The 23,369-nt window shown below is 65.7% G+C and carries 17 protein-coding genes; 7 read left to right on the forward strand and 10 right to left on the reverse strand.

Annotation, left to right across the window (positions count from 1 at the left end):
- Positions 1-34: 34 nt before the first annotated feature.
- Both EAV90_RS12065 and EAV90_RS12070 read right to left on the reverse strand, forming a co-directional pair.
- The gene (locus tag EAV90_RS12065; RefSeq protein ID WP_122403198.1) at positions 35-2,704 is read right to left on the reverse strand and encodes a glycosyltransferase; all 2,670 of its coding nucleotides are present in this window, start codon (positions 2,702-2,704) and stop codon (positions 35-37) included.
- A 217-nt stretch (positions 2,705-2,921) separates the two neighbouring features.
- Positions 2,922-3,518 carry a beta-1-3, beta-1-6-glucan biosynthesis protein gene (locus EAV90_RS12070; protein ID WP_122406664.1) on the reverse strand — a complete coding sequence of 199 codons (597 nt, stop codon included), beginning with the start codon at positions 3,516-3,518 and terminating at the stop codon, positions 2,922-2,924.
- Between the two features lie 345 nt (positions 3,519-3,863).
- Between EAV90_RS12070 and EAV90_RS12075 the strand changes: the two genes are divergently transcribed.
- Positions 3,864-5,423, forward strand: a complete 1,560-nt coding sequence (locus EAV90_RS12075; RefSeq protein WP_122403199.1) for a glycoside hydrolase family 17 protein — start codon at positions 3,864-3,866, stop codon at positions 5,421-5,423.
- Here EAV90_RS12075 and EAV90_RS12080 read toward each other — a convergent pair.
- Both EAV90_RS12080 and EAV90_RS12085 read right to left on the reverse strand, forming a co-directional pair.
- A complete protein-coding gene (locus tag EAV90_RS12080; protein ID WP_122403200.1) occupies positions 5,383-5,763 on the reverse strand; it encodes a hypothetical protein in 381 nt (126 codons plus the stop codon). The two genes, EAV90_RS12075 and EAV90_RS12080, sit on opposite strands and share 41 nt — an antisense overlap.
- Positions 5,764-6,146: 383 nt before the next feature.
- Complete coding sequence (locus EAV90_RS12085) at positions 6,147-7,541, reverse strand: hypothetical protein (RefSeq protein ID WP_122403201.1); 1,395 nt, start codon at positions 7,539-7,541, stop codon at positions 6,147-6,149.
- Positions 7,542-7,714: 173 nt separating this feature from the next.
- On the opposite strand from EAV90_RS12085, the gene glmU reads away from it, so the two are divergent.
- Positions 7,715-9,070 carry a bifunctional UDP-N-acetylglucosamine diphosphorylase/glucosamine-1-phosphate N-acetyltransferase GlmU gene (gene glmU, locus EAV90_RS12090; protein WP_122403202.1) on the forward strand — a complete coding sequence of 452 codons (1,356 nt, stop codon included), beginning with the start codon at positions 7,715-7,717 and terminating at the stop codon, positions 9,068-9,070.
- 153 nt (positions 9,071-9,223) lie between these two features.
- Here the strand turns inward: glmU and EAV90_RS12095 are convergent, their stop codons facing one another.
- Complete coding sequence (locus EAV90_RS12095) at positions 9,224-9,442, reverse strand: hypothetical protein (RefSeq protein ID WP_122406665.1); 219 nt, start codon at positions 9,440-9,442, stop codon at positions 9,224-9,226.
- Between the two features lie 223 nt (positions 9,443-9,665).
- Here EAV90_RS12095 and glmS point away from each other — a divergent pair, with 223 nt between their 5' ends.
- The 3 genes from glmS (at position 9,666) to EAV90_RS12110 (ending at position 13,306) form a co-directional block, all read left to right on the forward strand.
- On the forward strand, positions 9,666-11,492 hold the full coding sequence (glmS, locus tag EAV90_RS12100) for a glutamine--fructose-6-phosphate transaminase (isomerizing) (RefSeq protein ID WP_122403203.1): 1,827 nt from the start codon (positions 9,666-9,668) through the stop codon (positions 11,490-11,492).
- A gap of 84 nt (positions 11,493-11,576) precedes the next feature.
- Positions 11,577-12,347 (forward strand): DUF502 domain-containing protein, encoded by a 771-nt coding sequence (locus EAV90_RS12105; protein WP_122403204.1) that lies wholly within the window; start codon positions 11,577-11,579, stop codon positions 12,345-12,347.
- Positions 12,348-12,451: 104 nt separating this feature from the next.
- The gene (locus EAV90_RS12110; protein WP_122403205.1) at positions 12,452-13,306 is read left to right on the forward strand and encodes an NAD(P)-dependent oxidoreductase; all 855 of its coding nucleotides are present in this window, start codon (positions 12,452-12,454) and stop codon (positions 13,304-13,306) included.
- 50 nt (positions 13,307-13,356) lie between these two features.
- Here EAV90_RS12110 and EAV90_RS12115 read toward each other — a convergent pair whose 3' ends face one another.
- The 3 genes from EAV90_RS12115 to recG form a co-directional block, all read right to left on the reverse strand.
- Complete coding sequence (locus tag EAV90_RS12115; protein ID WP_122403206.1) at positions 13,357-13,785, reverse strand: DUF1236 domain-containing protein; 429 nt, start codon at positions 13,783-13,785, stop codon at positions 13,357-13,359.
- Between the two features lie 184 nt (positions 13,786-13,969).
- Entirely contained in the window at positions 13,970-14,176 is a 207-nt protein-coding gene (locus tag EAV90_RS12120) for a hypothetical protein (protein ID WP_122403207.1), read from the reverse strand.
- A gap of 146 nt (positions 14,177-14,322) precedes the next feature.
- Positions 14,323-16,431 (reverse strand): ATP-dependent DNA helicase RecG, encoded by a 2,109-nt coding sequence (recG, locus tag EAV90_RS12125; protein ID WP_122403208.1) that lies wholly within the window; start codon positions 16,429-16,431, stop codon positions 14,323-14,325.
- 183 nt (positions 16,432-16,614) lie between these two features.
- On the opposite strand from recG, the gene EAV90_RS12130 reads away from it, so the two are divergent.
- Positions 16,615-16,905 (forward strand): FAD assembly factor SdhE, encoded by a 291-nt coding sequence (locus EAV90_RS12130; protein WP_122403209.1) that lies wholly within the window; start codon positions 16,615-16,617, stop codon positions 16,903-16,905.
- The gene (mfd, locus tag EAV90_RS12135) at positions 16,902-20,420 is read left to right on the forward strand and encodes a transcription-repair coupling factor (protein WP_122403210.1); all 3,519 of its coding nucleotides are present in this window, start codon (positions 16,902-16,904) and stop codon (positions 20,418-20,420) included. Before EAV90_RS12130 ends, mfd begins: the two co-directional genes overlap by 4 nt.
- A 132-nt stretch (positions 20,421-20,552) precedes the next feature.
- Here mfd and EAV90_RS12140 read toward each other — a convergent pair whose 3' ends face one another.
- Both EAV90_RS12140 and EAV90_RS12145 read right to left on the reverse strand, forming a co-directional pair.
- Entirely contained in the window at positions 20,553-21,776 is a 1,224-nt protein-coding gene (locus tag EAV90_RS12140) for a GGDEF domain-containing protein (protein ID WP_129143473.1), read from the reverse strand.
- 86 nt (positions 21,777-21,862) lie between these two features.
- A complete protein-coding gene (locus EAV90_RS12145; protein WP_122403212.1) occupies positions 21,863-23,365 on the reverse strand; it encodes a class I adenylate-forming enzyme family protein in 1,503 nt (500 codons plus the stop codon).
- Between the last annotated feature and the right edge of the window lie 4 nt (positions 23,366-23,369).

A 23,369-nucleotide genomic window follows, 5' to 3' on the forward strand; every position in this document is an offset into this window, starting at 1 on the left:
CCACGCCGAACAGCGAGGATGGACAAGCCGCCCGTCACGTCGGCTCCCGCCGCACCTCGCTCGGCACGGGTTGTGGCGTGCCGACGGGGGTCGGCAGGGCGACCGGGCGTAGGCCGATCAGCTCGGCAGTGCGGATGGCGCTGTCGCGCCAGAACTGGAACGAGTTGATCCGGCTGAGCTCGAGGATGGCGATCGCGACCGCGGCGAGGAACGGCAGGCTTTGCAGCACCAGCACGCCGGCGAAGATGTAGATCTCGGTGATCTGGCGGAAGCTGTTGGAGGCGATCAGCACGCCGGCACCGACCACCAGCAGGGTGCCGATCACGGCCTCCCAGAACGCCTGGAACTCGATCGACATCCTGGACAGGCCGCCTTTGGAGGTACGGGCGAAGGCGATGTGCTCGGTGATCAGGCCCTGCGCCACCGCGCGCGACACCGTCCACTGCACGCTCATCGCCGCGATCATGGCGCCCAGCATCTGGCCGGGCTTGATCGCGACGCGGGCGCGGTACATCGACAGGAAGTGGGCCAGCGAGACGATGAAGGCGCCGATGATCGGCAGCGTCAGGATCTTGTCGGGGATGGCGATGTCGGCAAAGGCGACGATCGGCACCCAGACGAGGTTGAGCAGCGCCACGACGACGCCGAGGCTTTCGGCGCCCAGCCAGTTGAGCCAGCCCAAGCCATATTCTCGCTTCTGGTCGGGCGTCAGCCGACTCGAACCGGGCAGGAAACGGCGCCAGTGCTTCTTGACGATCTGGAGGCCGCCATAGGCCCAGCGGTGCCGCTGCTTCTTGAAGGCCTCGTAGGTGTCGGGCAACAGGCCCGCCCCGTAGCGGGTGTTGGTGTAGTGGGTGGTCCAGCCGAGCTCCTGGATCGCAAGGCCGAGATCGGAATCCTCGCAGATCGTGTCCGACGACCAGCCGCCGGCCATGTCCATCGCGGCGCGGCGGATCAGGCACATGGTGCCGTGCACGATGATGGCGTTGGCCTCGTTGCGCTGGACCATGCCGATGTCGAAGAAGCCGGCATATTCGCCGTTCATGATGTAGTGCATGATCGACAGATCGCCGTCGCGATGCTCCTGCGGCGCCTGCACGAGGCCGACGCGCGGGTCGGCGAATGCCGGCACGAGGTCGTTCAGCCAGTCGGGCTCGACGACATAGTCGGCATCGAGGATGCCGATGATCTCGGCATCCGCCGCGGTCCGATCCATCGCAATGCGCAGCGCGCCGGCCTTGAAACCCTGCACCTTCTCGGCGTTGATGAACTTGAAGCGTTCACCGAGCGCACGGCAATGGTCCTGGATCGGCTGCCAGAAGGCGGGATCCGGCGTGTTGTTGATGATGACCACGCATTCGTAGTTCGGATAGTTCAGCCGCGACAGCGCATCCAGCGTCTGCTTGAGCATGTCGACCGGCTCGAAATAAGCGGGGATGTGGATCGAGACTTTGGGATAGTAATTCTCCGGCACGTTCTCGACCGGCTTGCCCTTGGAGAGCAGCCGCTGCGGCGGCCGGCCGAAGGCGACGGCCGCGATCTCGTCGATGCGCGCCATCGCAATGAGAACAAGGGGAACAAGGAGGATCATGCCGAGCGTCAGCGCGAAGGCCGAGCCGAAGATGAAGTAATGGCTGTTCCAGAACGCGAACACGGTCGCCGCCCAGGCACCGACGCCGTTGGCGGTCGCCGAGAGCAGGAAGGCCTGCTTCGCGGTCGCTTTTTCGATCCGCAGGATCGGCAGTGACAGCAGGACGCCGACCAACAGCGCGATGCCCATCAGCTTCCAATAGTCGGGGTTTTCCACCGGGCCGGTCCAGGCGAATTTCGGCTCGCGGCTGGCATTGAGGATGCCCCAGTAGGGGCCGACGCCGCCTTCGAAGAACTTCCAGGGCTGATCGATGGCTTCGACGATGTTGTATTCCATGCCGATGGCTTCGGCGCGGGTGACGAAGTTGCGCAGGATCAGCGCCTGCTGGAACGGGCCCGGATCGGCGTTACGCAAATTGTAGCCCTGGCTCGGCCAGCCGAACTCGGCGATCACGATGCGCTTGCCCGGGAAAAGGTTGCGCAGGAGGTTGTAGCGGTCGACGGCCTGGTCGACCGCCTGGTCCGAACGGAAGTTTTCCCAGTAGGGCAGAACGTGCGCGGCGATGAAATCGACGTTGGAGGCAAGGTCCGGATTGTCGCGCCAGATATTCCAGATCTCGCCGGTGGTGACGGGCACGCGGACCGAGCCCTTCACCTTCTTGATCATGTCGATGAGGTCTTCGACCTTCTGCTCGCCGCGGTAGATCACCTCGTTGCCGACCACGACGCCGACGACGTTGCTGTTCTTGCGGGCGAGCTCGATGGCGGCCTTGATCTCGCGCTCGTTGCGATCCTTGTCCTTGTCGATCCAGGCGCCGACGGTGACCTTGAGGCCGAACTCGGCGGCGATCGGCGGCACCAGTTCCACGCCGCCCGTGGACGAATACAGGCGGATCGCGCGCGTCATGGTCGACAGCGTCTTCAGGTCGGCGCGGATTTTCTCGACGGTCGGAATGTTGTCGATGTCGGGGTGGGCCGAGCCTTCGAACGGTGCGTAGGACACACTGGGCAGGAGGCCCTTGAAGTCGGGCGCGGGTTTCTGGTCGCGCAGGACTCCCCACAGACCAGCGTGAAGCGCGGACACAAGCAACAGAACGGCGGCGACAACGCGCATCGCGGCTAGACCAAAAGGGGCTGAGGTGGCAGGGAAGCGGATCCGACCCCGAGATCCGACCGTGTCCCCGGCAAAGGGAGCATACCTCTGCCGCGCGGTTTCACAACTGTCATGGCCTCATGTCCTTATGAGGGCATGGTCTTTTCGAACGACGCGCGGCAGTGCCAACCGCGTCTATGGCTGATCGTTCCTGAACGGCAGGTGAAACGACCCTCGCCTATTTCTGCGGCGCCGGCGTCGGACTTGCTGCAGGCGAGGGGCTCGCGGCCGGCTGCGGTGCCGGCGAATTGCCGGCTGCCGGTGCCGCCGGCTGAGAGGCCGTGGCCGCCGCCTGCTGCGGCTGGGCGGCCGGATTGATCCAGCACGCGTGCACGCGGCTGTCCAGCGTTTCGGCGACCTTGGGGTCGATCTGCCCGCCGAATCGGGTCAGGCAGCGGAACGCGGCCTGGATGTGGCCGCCCGGGCAGCCGAAACGGTCGTAGAGGTCGAGATGGCGAAACGCGGTGTCGAGATCATCCCGCCACATCAGCCGCACCACGCGCCGGCCGAGCCAGACGCATTCGGGGTTGCCGGCCGGGCCGTTGATGACCTGGGCCGCTTCGGCGAATTCGTCGGTGCGGCGCTGGTTCTGGGCGGCATCCTTGGCGGCGGCGTCGGCGGGCTGGGCAGCCGCCTTGCCCTGGTCAGGGGTCGGTGTGCCGCTCTGGGCGGAGACGCCGCCAAGACCGGCGAGAAGGAGAAGGGAGGAGACGGCCAAGGTGGCGGCGAACTGCCGCAGGACCGCATTTCGTGACTCGAACACCCGTTGCCGCATGAATTCCCCAATGTATCCGCTGGCCGTCCGCATCAGGATCCCGCGGACGCGCCGGTGATGGCGTCCAAATGGGTCTCCAATGCGGCGGAAAAGTCTTTGCGAGTCCATGACCTGTATTTCGAATTTTGTCCAGCAAAGTCACAATCCTAGAGCACGGTCGAACGGCCGCAGCCAGATTCCTTTTTGGGGGAGGGGCGGATCCGCAGAGTGGATCGGCATTTGGACCACCCCCTTGGCAGATGGCGTGCGAGCAGGTAATCGACGGACCCTTCGCGGAGGACGGAACCGATTTCTCTTCGTACGCCACTGGCGCTTCTGCTCGTTTCGTTGGGTGCGATCGCTGCCGTGTGGTGGTGGCTTGCCACGCCGATCACACTCGCGCGCGCCCCGATCGACCCCGCCGACAAGGTCCAATGCGTCTCCTACGCGCCGTTCCGCGGCGAGCAGTCGCCGCTGGACGCATGGACTCATATCGAAGCCGACCAGATCGAGCAGGACCTGCGCCAGCTCAAGCAAATCACCGACTGCGTTCGCACCTATTCGATGGAGAACGGGCTCGATCAGGTTCCGGCGATCGCCGCCAAAGTCGGCGGGTTGAAAGTGCTCCAGGGCATCTGGCTCTCCAGCAACCGCACCAAGAATTTCGAACAGGCCGGGCTCGCCATTCGCCTCACCAAGCAATTCCCCGACGTCATCACCGCGGTCATCGTCGGCAACGAGGTGCTGCTGCGCGGTGAAATGACGACGGCGGATCTCGTCTCGATCATCCGCCTGGTGAAGACGCAGGTCAGCGTGCCCGTGACCTATGCCGACGTCTGGGAATACTGGCTGAGGAATCGCGAGGTCTCCGACGCCGTCGACTTCGTCACCATCCACATCCTGCCTTATTGGGAGGATTTCCCCGTGAGGGCGAAATTCGCCTCCGCCCATGTCGAGGCGATCCGCGAGCGCATGGCGGTGGCGTTCCCCGGCAAGGAGATCCTGATCGGCGAAACCGGCTGGCCGAGCGAGGGCCGCATGCGCGACGGCGCGCTGCCGTCGCGAACCAACCAGGCGCGTGTCGTCTCGGAAATCCTGGGCCTTGCCAAGGCGCAGAAGTTTCGCGTCAATCTGATCGAATCCTACGACCAGCCGTGGAAGCGCAGGCTGGAAGGCACGGTCGGCGGCTATTGGGGCCTGTATGACTCGGTGCGCCGGAGCCTGAAATATCCGCCGGGAGAGCCGATCAGCAATTTCCCGTACTGGAAATGGTACATGGGCGCGGGCATGGGCCTTTCCGCGCTGGTGTTCGCCGTCGCACTGATCACGCTGCGCCGGAGGCCGTGGACGCCACGCTTCTCGTCCTGGCTCGGCGTCGGCATCTCGGCGACGACTGCCGGCATCCTGCTCGGGATCGGCGCGGACAAGATGTATTACGAGAGCTACGGGATCGGCGGCTGGCTGCTCTGGGGCGCGCTGTTGCTTGCCGGCATCCTGTCGCCGATCTTCTGTGCGCAGGCGATGGTGATCGGCCGCAGCCTTCCGACCTTCCTCGATCTGCTCGGCCCGCGCGAGGGCCGGAAATGGTCGAAGCTCACCGCGGTACTCGGCCTCACGCTCGCGGCGACGGCGGTGATCGCGGCAGCGACCGCGCTCGGCTTCGTGTTCGACCCGCGCTACAAGGATTTTCCCTACGCTTCGCTGACGATGGCGGTGGTGCCGTTCGCGCTTTTGATGCTGAACCGGCCGCAGATCGGCCAGCGTCCGATCGCGGAAGCCGCGTTCGCGGGCGTGCTGGCGTTGTCGGCCGCGTATGTGCTGGTCAACGAAGGCCGTGACAATTGGCAGTCGCTGTGGACCTGCGCGATCTATCTCTTGTTCGCTCTCACGCTGTGGCGGGCGCGGGCCGAGCAAATCCAAGAATGAAGAGGCCGATCGCCAGGCCCGACAGCACGACATTGTAGAGCACGATGCCGAGACCGGCGGCGACGACGCCGACGGTGAGCAGAACGATCGACGGTCGCATCAGGTTCAGCGTCGCCACCACCAGCGCGACGATCCCGAACACCGAATTCTTGAACAGGACGGTCGCAACCGAACGCCCCTTGCAGATCAGCGTCTGAAGGCCGGCGTCGCAGGCAAGCGCGACCTGCGACAGCTCGATCGCGAGATAGCGCAGATAAAGCGCATAGCCGACGGAGACGAAGCCGACGACGATCAGGAACTGCACCTGGTAGGGCGTGAGGCGGAAGGGCTTTTTGGTCATGGCGGCAATATGGTCGGGATGGCGCGGGCAGGCAACAGGGCAGGCCGAAGTTTCTGTTCGACGCGCGGGCTACAATCCCTTTGACCGATCATCTTGCGGCGCGCGCCATGCGCTCAGACAGGGCAACGGCGCCGACCAGGTCGGCGCCGTCCGGCGGATGCCGCGAGAACAGCTGCCGTTGCGATGATGAATGTCTTCACCTGTGTCTCCCTTGGTCATGGAGGCGGGCACGAGCGATTTCGCATGTCGGCCGCTTCGGTTCACGACCGGGACAACTTGGCAATCGGCGGCTGGTTTCCATGACGGACTGAGATCTGAGTCCGCCTGCGCGCGCGACAGGATACCGTCATCCAGCGTGCGTTCAGGTGGAAGCGGAGTCCATCCTAGCGCCTGAAGAACGACGACAGCGTCGATCCTGTGGATGCTGACGACGCCTCCGGTTTCGCCGGCGCCGGCGCAGGCTGCGCCGCGGGAGCGGGCGCGGGCTCCTCGTGCTTCGAGCGTTTTGAGGAATAGCTGCGGCGGCGCTGCGGCTTCTCGGGCTTTGCGCTCGGCGGGGGCGCGGTTTCGGCTTGCGGGACCGCGTCCTGGTTCTTCTCCGAACTCTTCTCTTGAACCCTGTCTTGAGTTTTCTCTTGCGCTTTTTCTTGCCCTTTTTCTTGCGCTTTTTCTTGCGCTTTGTCCTGACCGCCACGCATCGACAGGCGCTGGCCGTCGAATATGGTGGTCTCGCAGTGGCGGTCGCTCTCGGCGAGGCCGGCGCAGAATTTTGCCGCGACGGCGGCGTTGACCAGGGGGCCGGCCCCCAAGCGGAGCTGCATGCCGAGGCCGGTGGTGCCTTCCTTGATCATGATGATCGGCCGCAGCGCGGCGATCTCGGGATTGGACTTGGTCAGGCTGCGCCAGAGCGCGCGCAGGCCGTCGATCGAGTTGGCGCCGCCGAGATCGATCGCAAAGCGCGTCTGCTGAACCGCGATCGCTGCGGATTCGCTCTCGGCTGCGTCGGGCGGCTTGGTTGCCGCCGCGACGACCTCAGCCGCGCCGGACGCCGGCTCGGCCTTCTTCTCAGCGGGCTTTTCAGCTGCCTCGGGTTGAACCAGTTTCGATGCGGCCGGATCCGGCGGCGCCATGAGCGACTTGGACGGCACCAGGGGAATGGTCGGCAGCGCGGAGTTCATTGCCGGCGTCTGTTGCACGAGCGAGGCGGCGGCCGCGGTCTGCGGCGGTGGGCTCGCCGGCTCTTTCAACGTTTGCGTCGCAGTGTCCTTCTGAGAATCCTTGGCGGCTTCGGTGCGCGGCTTCTCGCCCGCCGGCGTCGGGGTCGAGGCGACCGGCGCGACGCTGGGTGCTGGCGCTGCGTCCTGCGGCTTCAGGCCCAGCGGCGTGGCGGTTTGCTTGGCAATGGCGCCGGTGACGGAATCGAGCCCTTGCTCGAGGACGGTGACGCGCGAATACAGGCGGTCGCGGTCGCTGTTCAACGTCTCGATGGCGGCGGCGAGTCGGCGCGCCTCGTTCTGGCTCTCCTTCGTCAGCATCTGGAGCCGGTCGGCCTGGTGCGCGAGATCGACGGACGCAACCTGGTCGCGTCGCCAGCCGAGCTGGGCCTGGTTGGCCATCACGGCAAGGACGACGGCGCCCACGGCCGCCACGCCCCACGAGCCCAGCCGCCACATCATACGCCGGTCGAGCGCGTTTTCCTCGGCCAGAAGTCCGGAGAACAGCCCGCCGGTCTCCTTGGTGCCGAAGGCATCCGCCAGTGGGTCGGAATCCTTTGCCATGAATATTAAGCGCCCAGCCCTGTCCGGCTTCCCCGAATCAATCAGGGAACATTAACAGGAAAAGCGCGCCGCACTTGAATTCCGGGCGTTTGCGGGGGTAGCAAGGCGATAGCTTCTGAGGGCCTCGCTGCCCGTCGCGCCGAATTGATTCGGCACTATCTGTCAGGATTTCGATGACCGCCCGTTCCAGTCTCACGATCGTGCTCGCCGCCGGCGAAGGCACGCGCATGCGATCGAGCCTGCCGAAGGTGCTGCATCCCGTGGCTTCTCGGACGCTGCTCGCCCATGTGCTCGCTGCGGCGCCCAAAGAAACCGGCAGCTCGCTGGCGGTGGTGGTCGGCCCCGATCATCAGGCAGTCGTGGAGGAGGCAAAGCGCATCCGCCCCGACGCGCTCACCTTCGTGCAGGGCGAACGCCTTGGCACCGCGCATGCGGTGCTGGCGGCGCGGGAGGCAATCGCGCGAGGCGCGGATGATCTCCTCATTGCCTTCGGCGACACGCCGCTGATCTCGGCCGAGACCTTTGCGCGGCTGCGCGCGCCGCTCGCAAGGGGCGCCGCAATCGCCGCGCTCGGCTTCCGCGCCGCCGATCCCACCGGTTATGGCCGCTTCATCGTTGAGGGCGAGCGTCTGGTCGCGATCCGCGAGCAGGCCGACGCCAGCGCAGAGGAGCGCAAGATCGAGCTGTGCAACGCCGGCGTGATGGCGATGGATGGGCGCCGGGCGCTCGACATCCTCGGACAGATCGGTAATGCCAATTCCAAGGGCGAATATTATCTGACGGACGCGGTCGAAATCGTCCGCAAGCAGGGATGGGAGTCCGTGGTGATCGAGACCAGCGAGGACGAGGTGCGCGGCATCAACACCAAGGCACAGCTTGCCGAAGCAGAAAGCGTGATGCAGGCGCGATTGCGCAAAGCGGCGATGGAGGCCGGCGTCACGCTGATCGCGCCGGAGACGGTGTATCTGTCCGCCGATACCGTGTTCGGCAAGGACGTGACCATCGAGCCATTCGTGGTAATCGGCCCCGGCGTGTCGATCGCGGACGGCACGGTGATCCATTCGTTCTCGCATATCGTCGAGACCAAGCTCGGCAAGAAGGTGTCGATCGGCCCCTATGCGCGGCTGCGGCCCGGCACCTCGCTCGGCGACGGCGCTCGCATCGGCAATTTCGTGGAGACGAAGGCGGCGACGCTGGAGGCCGGCGTCAAGGTCAACCATCTCTCCTACATCGGCGACGCCACCGTCGGCGCCAATTCCAACATCGGCGCCGGCACCATCACCTGCAACTATGACGGATTCAAAAAGCACAAGACGGTGATCGGGCAGGGCGCCTTCGTCGGCACCAACTCCTCGCTGGTCGCACCGGTGACAATCGGCAACGGCGCCTATATCGGCTCGGGCTCGGTGATCACGAAGGATGTACCCGACGACGCGATGGCGCTGGAGCGCAACCAGCAGACCATCCGCGAAGGCGGCGCCGCTCGCTATCGCGAGATGAAGACCGGCGGCAAGAAGCCGGAGAAATGAGCGGCGCTTCTATTGTGTCGCAGCACACTGCGACCTCATCCTGAGGGCCCGCTGGAAGCGGGCGTCTCGAAGGATGGCCGCGAGCGAGATGCGGGCCTTCATGGTTCGAGACGCGCTTCGCGCTCCTCACCTTGGGGGTCTTCTTATGCCGCCTTATTCGTCGTCGGCGAATTCGGAGAAGATGGCGCGGGTCAGGCGCCAGCCGCGGGGCTTGGCGCGCTTGGCCGGTTCGCCTCGCACATGCTTGACGAAGACCGGCTTGCTTTCCTTGCCGCGCTGGGGCGGCGGCCAATGCGCAAGGTGCGTGCCCGTTGTCTCGCTGGCGCGCAGATACATCGACGACAGACCCTTGCGGTCGGACGAGCCTTTCATGGGCTTGTTCTCCTGACTGGAATCGTTGGTCAAACATGTTGACAACGAGTTAACGCGCGCGGTTTAAGGCCTGCCAATTCGACGCAGGCGAAGTAGGGGGCGCGGGCCCCGTGCTGTCTCAATCAGCAATAATTATTGAGTTTCCGGTTCCTTGGGAACTTCGCTAAAAATCGAGCGCGTCGTTTAGGCGATTTTTCGACGGATTTGGGGGATAGTGATCCGCATGTGCGGAATTGTCGGCATTCTCGGTCGCGAAGCGGTTGCAGAGCAACTGGTGGATTCGCTCAAACGTCTCGAATATCGCGGTTACGATTCCGCGGGCGTTGCCACGCTCGAGGGCAAGCACCTGGAGCGTCGCCGCGCCGAGGGCAAGCTGAAGAATCTGGAGAAGCGGCTCGAGGCCGAGCCGCTCAAGGGCACCACCGGCATCGGGCATACCCGCTGGGCCACCCACGGCAAGCCGACCGTCAACAACGCCCATCCGCACGCGACCGAGCATGTCGCCGTGGTGCACAACGGCATCATCGAGAATTTTCGCGAGCTGCGCGAGGAGCTCGAGGCGAAGGGCACGGTGTTCCACACCGAGACCGACACCGAGATCGTGCTGCATCTCGTCGACGAACTGCTGGCGCGCGGCAACAAGCCGGTGGAAGCCGTCAAGCTGACGCTGGCGCGCCTGCGCGGCGCCTTCGCGCTCGGCTTCATCTTCGCCGGCGACAATGACCTCATGATCGGTGCCCGCAACGGACCGCCGCTGGCGATCGGTTACGGCGACGGCGAGATGTATCTCGGCTCCGATGCCATCGCGCTCGGGCCGTTCACCGATACGATCAGCTATCTCGAGGACGGCGACTGGGTTGTGCTGACCCGCAACAGCGCAACGATCTTCGACAAGGACGGCTACACCGTCCAGCGCGACAAGATCAGGCACGCCGCCTCGACTTCGCTGGTCGACAAGGCCAACTATCGCCACTTCATGGCGAAGGAGATCCACGAGCAGCCGGAAGTGGTTGGCCACACGCTGGCACGCTACGTCGATATGGCGACCGAGCGCGTCGCGCTGCCGGTCAAGCTCCCCTTCGACTTCAAGAACATCCAGCGCATCAACATCACGGCGTGCGGCACCGCGAGCTATGCCGGTTTCGTCGCAAAATACTGGTTCGAGCGCTTCGCGCGTGTGCCGGTCGAGGTCGACGTCGCCTCCGAATTCCGCTACCGCGAGACGCCCTTGCGCAAGGGCGACCTCGCCATCTTCATCTCGCAATCGGGCGAGACCGCCGACACCCTGGCCGCGCTGCGCTATGCCAAGGCCGAGGGCGTGCACACGATCGCCGTCGTCAACGTGCCGACCTCGACGATCGCGCGCGAGAGCGAAATCGTGCTGCCGACGCTGGCCGGTCCCGAGATCGGCGTTGCTTCAACCAAGGCCTTCACCTGTCAGCTCATGGTGCTGGCAAACCTTGCGATCGCGGCCGGCAAGGCCCGTGGCAAATTGTCCGAGGAGGACGAGACCGAGCTGGTCCATGGCCTCGTCGAGGTCCCGCGCCTGATGGCAGACGCGCTCACCACCGAGCTCCAGATCGAGAAGCTCGCCCACCGGATCGCCAAGTCGCGCGACGTGCTCTATCTCGGTCGCGGCACCAGCTTCCCGCTGGCGCTCGAAGGCGCGCTGAAGCTGAAGGAGATCTCCTACATTCATGCCGAAGGCTATGCCGCCGGGGAGCTCAAGCACGGGCCGATCGCGCTGATCGACGAGACCATGCCGGTCGTCGTCATCGCACCCCACGACCGCGTGTTCGAGAAGACCGTTTCCAACATGCAGGAAGTCGCCGCGCGCGGCGGCAACATCATCCTGATGACCGACGCCAAGGGCGCAGCGGAGGCGACCGTCGAGTCCCTCGTCACCATCGTCATGCCCGATATGGCAGCGGCCTTCACGCCGATGGTCTATGCCGTCCCCGTGCAGCTGCTCGCCTATCACACGGCTGTCGTGATGGGGACCGATGTCGACCAGCCGCGCAACCTCGCGAAATCAGTGACCGTGGAGTAGGCAGACGGGATATCGGTCAGTCGCAGTCTTCCAAAACCTGCTAGAAGACCCTAGCTTGTTTGAAGCGACCGACCTGGAACCCGAATGACCCCCCGCGACGACGCGCCTGCGCCTCTTGACCCCGTTCCGGAACCGCATACCGGCCTGATGGGCCGCTTCCGCAACTATTTTCTCACCGGCCTCGTGGTGACGGGACCGATCGCGATCACCCTCTATCTGGTCTGGTGGTTCGTCACCTGGGTCGATGGCGTGGTGCGGCCGTTCGTGCCGCTGGCCTATCGGCCGGAAACCTATCTGCCCTATGGCGTCCCCGGCTGGGGACTGATTGTCGCATTCTTCACGCTGACGCTGGTCGGCTTCCTCGCGGCCAATTTGATCGGCCGCACGCTGGTGGATGTCGGCGAGACCTTCCTGGGCCGGATCCCTGCGGTGCGTGCCATTTACCGCGGCCTGAAGCAGGTGTTCGAGACGCTGTTCTCGGGCAAAGGCTCGAGCTTCCGCAAAGTCGGCCTCGTCGAATTTCCCTCGCCGGGCATGTGGTCGATCGTGCTGATCTCGCAATCGCCGAACGAGGACATCGCACGCAACCTGCCGGGACAGGAGGAGCACGTCTCGGTGTTCCTGCCGTGCTCGCCAAACCCGACCACCGGTTTCTTCTTCTATGTTCCGAAGAGCAAGATCATCGAGGTCGACCTCAGCGCCGAGGATGCCGCGACGCTGATCATGTCGGCCGGCGTGGTGCAGCCGGGCTCGGCACCCGATCCGAAGAAGGCGGCGGCGCTTGCCGGCGTGGCGAACGCCGCGCGTATTGCCAATGCCTCCAAGCTCCAACCCGAGCCTGCGAAGGCGGAGTAGGGCTATTCCGTCGCGGGATGGCCACGACCACGCGGCCGCATTCGGCCTCTGCTATTCTCGGGTTGAACCGAGCGTGCCGCTCGGAAGTCGACCTGGAGTGCACGATGTCCAAAACCATTGCGATCCTCGCCCCCGGTGCCATGGGCAGTGCCGTGGCCCGCCGGCTCAGCGAAAACGGCGCACGCGTGCTGACGTCGCTGAAGGGCCGGAGCGAGGCGACGCTGAAACGGGCGGCAGACGCCGGCATGGTCGGCGCCGAGGACGATGAGATTGCGGACGCCGACATCATCCTCTCGATCGTGCCGCCGGGCGAAGCCGTCGCGCTGGCCGAACGCCTTGCCTCGCTGATCGTCAGGCGCGAGAAGAAGCCGGTCGTGGTCGACTGCAACGCCGTCAATGTCGATACGGTGCAAAGAATCGAGGAGATCATCGGCTCGGCGCAGGCGCCGTTCGTCGATGCCGGCATCATCGGATTTCCGCCGCAGCCCGGCGGCAAGGGCCCCGCCTTCTACATGTCGGGCGAGCATGCCAAGGACGTCGGCGTGCTGAAAGACCTCGGTCTCGACGTGCGGATCGTCGAAGGCCCGGTCGGCGCGGCCTCTGCGCTCAAGATGTCCTACGCCGGCATCGTCAAGGGCCTCGCCGGCATCGGCTCGGCCATGGTGATTGCGGCCACGAAGGCAGGCGCAGCCGATGCGCTCCGCGACGAGCTCGCGCTCAGCCAGCCTGCAATTCTGGCACGCCTCGAAGTGGCGTTGCCGGACATGATCCCGAAGGCGTATCGCTGGGTCGCCGAGATGCGGGAGATTTCGGGATTCTTGGGGCCGGATCATCCGGCCAGCCAGATCTATGAAGGCTTTGCGAAGTGGTTCGAGCATCTGGCGGAGGATGCGAACGGTGAGGCGGCGGACGCCGCGCTGATGAAGGCGTTCGCGGCGAATGTCCCGAAGAAGGACTAGAGCCTACCTGTATGCGCGATCTGTCGAATGTCTTGCGCCAAGACCTTGGGCTAGGACAGTGGTTGCGTCTCCGAGAACATATCGACGATCTTGTTGGTCATGCCGTCCACGATCAGCACCTGATCCTTCATCTTGACGTACATGTAATCGCGCAGCTCCGGCAATTGCGCGAGCACCTGCGCGGGCAGTCCTTGAGCCTTGACACCTTTTGGAAGCGTTGCGCCAACGGCAGGGGTAAAGTCCTTGGCTGGCTGGGTGGTCTTCAGCCGGAACTGGATATCGTTATGCTCGGTCAGCACGGTCTTGCGGATCTGCTCGCGCTGCGCGTTGGTGAGGCTGAGTTTCGGCAGGGATGGATGTTGCGATATCGTTGTGCCGTCGCTCAATTCAACTGCACCTTGCCCACCCGGTTGCGCGAGCGATACTGCGGGCGCGCCGAGTAAGATCGCGAGCGCGGCGATGGTGGTGGGAGCCCTCATGGTCTGCTCCTTCCTGTCTGCGCCGCCCTTGATTAATTAACAGGCCGATAGTGCGTCCGTTCCGCGGCCCCGGGATCGGGCTACGCCAAGAGTTCTGTGCGTGCACACAAAGCGGCAACGGCGGGTGTGTGCTGGACCGCCTTGACCGAGTATCGCTTCCCGTCGGCATTGCGCTGGCGACGGATCAGCCTGGATTGGCCCATATGCGCCAATGGGTCGGCTGAATGTCGGCGTGCGTTTTGCCCGTTCGATCGACCCAATTGGATCCGTCCTTGTGACAAGGAAAAGGAAGCGAGTGGACGATACCATCAAAGTCCAGCGCGCAGATTTCGAGATCTCCGTCTGAGGGAGCCGTCGAAGTGGACTGCCATTCGGTGGAGATGAACTGCATGATCTACCTCCAGCAGGGGATGTGGGGACAGTTCCAATATAATCTTTAGCACCAGTGATCGGTCCCTGAATGTGAGCCAGCTCGCAATGACCGTATCTTTCATTGGGGCAATTGCATTGTCCTTGCCTCGGGCGCATGGGAACGCTTCAGCCCGCACCGATCAACGGGATCGCCTCGTCGCGTTCATAAAGATACAGCAAGCACCGCAGCGCCTCGCCGCGCTCGCCTTTTAGCTTCGGATCATCCTTCAGGATGCGCAACGCCTCGTCGCGGGCCTGGGAGATGAGCTGGCCGTGCACCTCAGGGCGCGCGATGCGGTAGCCGGGCAGACCGCTCTGGCGCACGCCCAGCACATCGCCTTCGCCGCGCAGCTTCAGGTCCTCCTCGGCGATGCGGAAGCCGTCGGTGGTCTCGCGAATCACTTTCAGCCGCGCCTTCGACATCTCGCCGAGCGGCTCACCATAGAGCAGGATGCAGGTCGAGGCTTCCGAGCCGCGCCCGATGCGGCCGCGCAGCTGGTGCAGCTGGGCGAGGCCAAAGCGCTCGGCATTCTCGATCACCATGATGGTCGCGGCCGGGACGTCGACGCCGACCTCGACCACGGTGGTGGCGACCAGGAGCCCGATCTCATGCGCAGCGAACTGGCCCATCACACGGTCCTTTTCCGTGCCTTTCATCTGGCCGTGGACGAGCCCGACACGTTCGCCGAAGCGTTTTTGCAGGCTCTCGAACCGTTTGGTCGCATTGGTCAAGTGCTCGGTGCCTTCGGCCTCGGATTCGTCGACCAGCGGGCAGATCCAGTAGACCAGCTTGCCGGCTTCGAGCGCGCGGCCGACACCCTCCATGACCTCGCTGATGCGGCTCATCGGCACCGCGCGGGTGTCGATCGGCTGGCGCCCGGCGGGCTTTTCGCGCAACTCGGAGATGTCCATGTCGCCGAAATAGGTCAGCACCAGCGTGCGCGGGATCGGCGTCGCGCTCAACACCAGCACGTCGACGGCCTCGCCCTTGGACGTGAGCGCGAGGCGCTCGCGCACGCCAAAACGGTGCTGCTCGTCGACGATGGCAAGCGCGAGATCATGGAAGATCACGTCATCCTGGATCAGCGCGTGAGTGCCGACGAGAAGGTCGATTTCGCCTTCTGCGAGCTGGGCGATGATCTCGCGCCGCTCCTTGCCCTTCTCGCGGCCGGTGAGGATCGCAACCCGCATGCCGGCGCGCTCGGCGAGCGGAGCGATGGTCTTGATGTGCTGGCGCGCCAAAATTTCCGTCGGCGCCATCAGCGCGGCCTGCTTGCCGACTTCGGCGACCGCGGCGGCCGCGAGCAGCGCGACGACCGTTTTGCCCGAGCCGACGTCGCCCTGGAGCAGGCGCAGCATGCGCACCGGCTGCTTCAGATCCTCGGCGATAGCGGCCGCGGCGCCACGCTGGGAGGGCGTCAGTGCGTAGGGCAGGGCGTCGATGATCTTGTTGCGCAGGTGGCCGTCGCCGGCATTGCGGACGCCGGCCGGCCGACGCAGCTGTGCGCGGATCAGCGCGAGCGCGAGCTGCCCGGCCAGAAGCTCATCGAACGCGAGTCGTGACCAGAACGGATGATCGGGCAAAATGTCCGTGAGCTCGACCGGTTGGTGCACACGCGTCAGCGCTTCCGCGACGGGGGGAAAATTGCAACGGCGCAGCACCTCGGGACTGATCCATTCCGGCAGAGCGGGCAGCTTCTGCAGCGCCTGCGCGATCGCGCGGCGGAGCGAGCCGAGCGCGAGCCCTTCGGTTAGCGGATAGACCGGATCGATCCCGGAGAGCTTTGAGATCGCCTCCTCGTCGAGCACGCGATCAGGATGCACGATCTGCGGGATGCCGTCATACATCTGCAGCGTTCCGGAGACGTAGCGCTTCGCGCCCATCGGCAGCAGTTTTTCGACATAGCCCGGCTTGGCGCGGAAGAAGGTCAGAACGACATCGCCGGTGTCGTCGCTGGCGTACACCAGATAGGGGGCGCGCGCGTTGCGCGGCGGAGGCGGGCGGTGGCGATCGACGGTGACCTCCAGCGTCACCATGGTTCCAACGGCGGCGTCGCGGATTTTTGGCCGCGCCCGGCGGTCGATGACCTGGCTCGGCAGATGCAACAGCAGATCGACCAGCCGCGGCGTCTGGCTCCGGCCGAGCAGGTACTGCAGCAGCTTGTCCTGCTTGGGACCGACGCCGGGCAGGCTGGTCACGGGAGCAAACAGTGGATTGAGCAGGCTGGGGCGCATGAGACGAATCTAGGATCGTTTCGGCCCGTCATGCCCGGCTTTATGCCGGGCATCCACGTCTTTTTTCGTGCCCTGCGCCGGCACCGGCCCATGCCAAATCGAGGGCTGACATGGCCACCCCGAGTGGCTATATCACACCCGCCCGGCACGTCCGGGCTTTCTGCGTTTGACTGGATTTGAGACATGACGGGAACGACACGATCGAGCAGCGGCCTTGATGACCGCCGCAAGCGGCTTTTGTTCCGCTGCTGGCATCGCGGCACGCGCGAGATGGATCTGATCCTCGGCCGCTTCGCCGATGCCGAGATCGGCAATCTGTCCGACGCCGAGCTCGGTGAGCTCGAGCGCCTGCTCGAAGTCAACGATCCCGATCTCTATGCCGCCATCACCGGCGACAAGGTGCTGCCGGCCGACGTCACCGGCGCGCTGTTCGCCCGCATCAAGGCCTATCCGATCGCGGACGGCAACGCATGAAGCAGGGCATGAAATCTCCGGCTGAGCTGCTCGCGCCCGGCCGCGCGCTGACGCTCGCCAATGTCGCAGAAGGCGCGGAAGGCCTCGTCGTCTCCGATCTCGCCCGCGCCATTGCGGCGCGGCCGAAGAAGCCGGCGGTCAGCCTCGCGGTGGTCTGCCGCGACGGCGGGCGCATGCAGCAGCTCGAACGCGCACTGCAATTCTTTGCGCCCGATCTGCCGGTGCTGACCTTTCCGGCCTGGGATTGCCAGCCCTATGACCGCGTCTCGCCGCATGGTGGCATCCTCGCGCAGCGCCTGACCACGCTGGCGCGGCTGGCCTCGCTCAGCGGCAGCGACAAGCCACTGATCGTGCTGACCACGGTGAACGCCGTGGTGCAGCGCGTGCCCGCACGCGAGCTCGTCGCGGCGCAGGCGCTGTCGGTCGCACCGGGCAACGTCGTGCCGATGGACACCGTCGTCGCCTGGCTCGAGCACAACGGCTACAACCGTTCCTCGACCGTGCGCGAGCCCGGCGAATACGCCGTGCGCGGCGGCATCCTCGACCTGTTTCCGGCCGGGCTCGAGCAGCCGGTCCGCTTCGACTTCTTCGGCGACAGCCTGGAATCGATCCGCTCCTTCGATGCCGAGACCCAGCGCACGCTGCTCGACATGCGCTCGCTCGATCTCGTGCCGGTCTCCGAGTTCCAGCTCGTCACCGATACCATCCGCCGTTTCCGTATGGGCTATGTCGCCGAGTTCGGCGCGCCCGAGCGTGATGATGCGCTCTACGAGGCCGTCAGCGAAGGCCGCCGCCATCCCGGCATGGAGCACTGGCTGCCGCTGTTCCAGGACCGCATGGACACGCTGTTCGATTATCTGCAAGGCGCGACTGTTGCGATCGAGCCGCAGGCCGAGGACGCCGTCCGCGAGCGGTTCAAGCAGATCCTCGACTACTACCAGGCCCGCCGCGAGGCGATGGAGCATCCCGGCGGCGGCGCCATCTACAAGCCGCTGCCGCCCGACCGGCTCTATCTGACCGACGAGGAATGGACCAGGCGCCTCGGCGAGATCCCGTTGGCTCGTCTGACGCAATTCTCGGTGCCGACCGACGGCACCGGCGTCGTCGATGCCGGCGCGCGCAAGGGCCGCGATTTCGCGCCGGAGCGCAACGACACAAGCGTCAACGTGTTCGAGTCCGTGGTCAGCCACGTCATGGCACTGCAGGCGCAGCGCAAGAAGGTGGTGATTGCGCTGTGGACCGAAGGCTCGCGCGACCGCATGACCTCGATGCTGCGCGACCACAAGCTCGCCCATACCACCAGCGTCAACAGCTGGCGCACGGTGCAGGCGACGCCGCGCAACGAGACCATGCTGGCCGTGCTCGGCCTCGAAAGCGGTTTCGAGACCGACGAGATCGCTGTCATCAGCGAGCAGGACATCTTGGGCGACCGCCTGGTGCGGCCGCGCAAGGCGAGCCGCAAGCTCGACAATTTCATCTCGGAGGTGACGAGTCTGGCTGCCGGCGACATCGTCGTCCATGTCGAGCACGGCATCGGCCGCTTCATCGGCTTGCAGACGCTCGACGTTGCCGGCGCGCCGCATGACTGCCTCGAGCTGCATTATGCCGCCGAGACCAAGTTGTTCCTCCCGGTCGAGAACATCGAGCTCTTGTCGCGCTACGGCTCCGATCAGACCAGTGTCGAGCTCGATCGTCTCGGCGGTTCGGGCTGGCAGACCCGCAAGGCTAAACTCAAGAACCGCATCCGCGAGATCGCGGGCGAGCTGATCAAGATCGCGGCCGAGCGCATGCTGCACGAGGCGCCGAAATTGCCGGTGCAGCAGGGTCTCTATGACGAATTCTGCGCGCGCTTTCCCTATGACGAGACCGAGGACCAGCTCGGCGCCATCGAGTCCACGCTGAAGGATCTCGAAAAGGGCCGCCCCATGGACCGGCTGATCTGCGGCGACGTCGGCTTCGGCAAGACCGAGGTGGCGCTGCGCGCCGCCTTTGCGGTGGCGCTCGACGGCAAGCAAGTCGCGGTCGTGGTGCCGACCACGCTGCTGGCGCGCCAGCACTACAGGACCTTCGTCGAGCGGTTCAAAGGCTTCCCGGTCAACATCGCGCAGGCCTCACGGCTGATCCCCACCAAACAGCTCAACGAGGTGAAGAAGGGCATTGCCGACGGCTCCGTCGACATCGTCGTCGGCACGCACGCGCTGCTCGGCAAGACCATCAAATTCCGCGACCTTGGCCTGCTCATCGTCGACGAGGAGCAGCATTTCGGCGTCAGCCACAAGGAGCGGCTGAAGGCGCTGCGTGCCGAGGTCCACGTGCTGACGCTGTCGGCGACGCCGATCCCGCGGACGCTGCAGCTGGCGCTGACCGGCGTCCGCGAGCTCTCGATCATCGCCTCGCCCCCTGTCGACCGACTTGCGGTGCGCACCTTCGTCGCCCCGCACGATCCCTTGATGATCCGCGAGGCGCTCTTGCGCGAGCGCTATCGCGGCGGCCAGGCGTTCTACGTGGTGCCGCGCATCGACGACCTCGCCGAGGTCAAGGACTTCCTCGACAAGAACGTGCCGGAGATGAAGGTCGCGGTCGCGCACGGCCAGATGCCGCCCGCCGTGATCGAGGACATCATGACCGCATTCTACGACGGCAAGTTCGACATTCTGCTGTCCACGACGATTGTCGAGTCGGGCCTCGACATCCCCAACGCCAACACGTTGATCGTGCACCGCGCCGACATGTTTGGCCTCGCCCAGCTCTACCAGCTCCGCGGCCGCGTCGGCCGCTCCAAGCTGCGCGCCTATGCGCTGTTCACGCTGCCGGCGCAGCAGAAGATCACCGCGCAGGCCGAGCGCCGGCTCACCGTGCTGCAATCGCTGGAGACACTGGGCGCCGGCTTCCAGCTCGCCTCGCACGACCTCGACATCCGCGGCGCCGGCAATCTGCTCGGCGAGGAACAGTCCGGCCACATCAAGGAGGTCGGCTTCGAGCTCTACCAGTCGATGCTGGAGGAGGCGATCGTCAATCTCAAGGCCGGCGTCTCCGAGCCCGCCGCCGACCGCTGGTCGCCGCAGATCACCATCGGCATGCCCGTGCTCATCCCCGAGGATTACGTCAGCGACCTCTCGGTGCGGCTGTCGCTGTACCGGCGTCTTGCCGATCTCGACACCGAGGAGGAGATCGAGAACTTCGGCGCCGAGATGCGCGATCGCTTCGGCGTGCTGCCGGACGAGGTGCGCTACCTCTTCAAGGTCGCCGCGATCAAGGCGTTCTGCCGACGCGCCAATGTCGAGAAGATCGACGCCGGCCCGAAGGGCGCCGTCATCGTCTTCCGCGACAATTCCTTCGCCCATCCCGACCGCCTCGTGACCTTCATCCGCAGCCATGGCCAGGCCGCCAAGGTGCGGCCCGACATGAAGGTGGTGTTCCTGCAGGACTGGGAGACGCCGGAAGAGCGCCTCGCCGGCACGACCGAGATCATGCGGCAGCTGGCGCAGCTCGCCGAGAGCAAGAAGGCGGCGTAGGGCACCAGTCTCACCACGTCATTGCGTGGAGCCCTTGCGACGAAGCAATCCAGAATCTTCCCACAGAGACAGTCTGGATTTGCTTCGCTGCGCTCGCAATGACGGTGCTTGTTGCGATAGCGCGCGAGAAAACTACGAGGCCGCCCGCGACGCGTCCGCCGACAGCCGCGCCAGCAGTGACCTTGCCGTATCCGACGGCGATAGCGAGTCCACGCTGACGACGGGATCGCTGCGCATCTCGTGCTTGCCATTGGACGTGTGCCGCATCACCGCGGACAGGCGGCGGGCGATCATATGAGCGGTGCGGAAGTCGGTCTCCGCGAACACGACGATGACGGAGCCGTCCTTCTGTGCCGCGCCAAAATCCATCTGGCGCATCAGGCGGCTGAGGATACGTGCGGCATCGAGCTGGGCGCGGGAATTATTGGGATCGAAGGCGAAGCGGGCGACCGAGAGGCCGCCGCCGCGGGCGAGCGTCTGCTCCACTGCCTTGGCAAAATCCCGGGCAAAGGCTTCCGTCGTGAGCAGGCCGCTGCGTGGATCGAGCCAGCCGCCGGCATCGATTGAGCGCAGCGTGCGGCTCAGCTGCGCTTCCATCGCGTGCTGGCGGATCAAGGGCAGCGCGTTGGCGGCGACCTTGGCCGGCTCGCCCTGGATCAGCTCGAGATTGGGCAGGTCGTAAGTTTGCGCCAGCTGGTGCGCGGTGACGATCACGGGCAGGCTGCGGAAGCGGGTGTCCTCCGCGAGCACCGTGAGGAAGGCATCGGTCACGCGCGCGGTGAAACCTTCGGCGAGCACAACGCCGTCGAGGTCGCGGGTGTTGAGGTGTTTGGCGGCGGCCTCGATCGAGAGCGCGCCGACCACGCCGACGCGCTCACCCAGCGCGACGGAGAGCGCGGGATAGGCAGCGCCGCGACCGATCAGCAGCACGGTGGCGTCGCGTGCGGGATCGCCCGCCGGCAGCGTGACCTTCGCTTCCGGCAGCCGGCGCAGCACCGTTGCATGCAGTGTGCGCACGCGTAGCGCGGCACGGAGCCGCGCGATCAGGCGGTCGGGATTGCCGCCGCGCGAGGAGAAGGGCAGGGCGTTGTGCGGCAGCATGCCCGCCGCATTCAGGGCCACCAAGGGAACGTAAGGCGATTGATCGGCGATCTTCCTTGCGAGGAGCGTCACATGCGGCTCGTGTCCGGCATGCATCGCGGCGAGAACCGCGGCCGGCTGCACCGCTTCGACCGCGCGCGCCGCGCCGGCCCAATCGCTGTCGACCACGGGAAACAGCCGGGCCTCGTCCAGCGCCGCCACGAAGGCCGGGCGCTGGGCATCGGACACAAACAGGATCGGGCCCGCCTGGGACATCAATAGACTCGAGATCACGCAACAGATGCCGCGCAGTCTAGTCGGGTCGCCTTAATGCTGCGTCAATGTGACAGGCGAAACTGTGCTCAAGCAGGCCCGGAGCGGTCGCGAAAAGCCTCAACCATCAGGGGGTTAAGCCCGAGCTCGCTGAGCGCCTCGCGGGCGCGGGCATTGTCCTGGGCGCGCCCGGCAAGCCGGTGCCCGGAGAGGCGGTCGGGCAGCGCCGTGAGCAGGGCGCCCTGGCCGAGCCGGCGCGCCCATTCCTGGAGATCGTTGGAGAGGAAACGGTAGCCGCCGACCGCCATGATGCCGGAAGGCGGCGCGGTGATGCAGATTGCGCCGCTGGTACGGTCGAGCCGCGCCGCATAGCCGGTGTCGACATAATCGCGCGGCGGCTGCGCCGTCAGCGTCTCGCCGACCGGCTGCGGCGGGGCATAAGCTGCGATCGGTACCATCGGCCCGCGCAGGCCGAGCGTGCCCTTCGAGGTCAGCAGGATCTCGCCGGCGATGGAGGAGCCCGACTGCTCGCGCGGGGCGCCGTGCGGCCCGGGCATCACCGGCACCGGCATGCCGTCCTCGCCGCGGCGGGCGCCGAACAATCCGGCCTCGCCGAACAGATAGACGTCGGTCAGCGGTGCATGCGGCGCGATCCAGGCATCGCTCGCCGCGACCTGCTCGGGCGCGCGCCACAGGCCGATGACGTTGCGTAAGCTCGGCATCCGCGCCGCCAGGCCGGCATCGCCGAGGCGCAGCGCGAACTGTGCGGGCGCGATCAGCACCTCGCACTCGTGCTCGTTGATCTGCTGCTCCAGCACCTCGTTGTCGAAGGGATGATGCAGCGCCAGCGTTCCGCCCGAGAGCAGCCACACCGCGAGGGAGGAGGCGAGGCCTGCAAACGACATCGGCGTGAATGCCGCCATCACGGTTGCGCCTTGCTTGATGTCGGCTTCGAGCGACATCGCGAGGCCACCGGCAATCAGGCTGAAATGCGGCCGCGGCACGGGGCGAAAGCCCTCCGCGGTGACGTCGAAGGAGATCATCGCCGCCTTGCGGCCGTCCTGGATCACGGCGCGCGTGGTGCCGGGCGGGCGGGCCAGAACGTCGTCGAGCGAAGCCATGCCCTCGGGCAGATTGCCTCCGAAGCCGCAGACATGACGGATCGAGAACGCCTCGGCAGCGGCGTGCATCGCGAGGTCTGCATGGCCGATGCCGTCGACCGTGCTCATGGTGACGATGGCGCGCGCCGCGGTGCGGTTGAGCGCCGCGGTCAGTTCCGCATGGCGCCACAGCAGCGGCAGCACGGCGACGACGAGGCCGGCGCGATGGGCGGCGAGCACGGTGAGCACGAACTCGACCGTGTTCGGCAACTGGATCGCAACGATGGAATTGGCCGGCAGCCCCGATTCGACGAAATGCGCCGACAGTGCCTCGATGGCCGTGTCGGCCTCGGCGTAGCTCATCCGCCGCGGCTGATGCCCGGTGACGCGCGCCTTGTTGAGGGGATCGAGCAGAGCGGTTGCGTGCGGCTGCCGCGTCAGCGTGCGCTGAAACAGCGTGTCGAGCGTCGGCGATATTGCTGGCTGGTTCACGGCG

It is taken from the genome of Bradyrhizobium vignae, assembly GCF_004114425.1.
Taxonomy (GTDB): domain Bacteria; phylum Pseudomonadota; class Alphaproteobacteria; order Rhizobiales; family Xanthobacteraceae; genus Bradyrhizobium; species Bradyrhizobium vignae.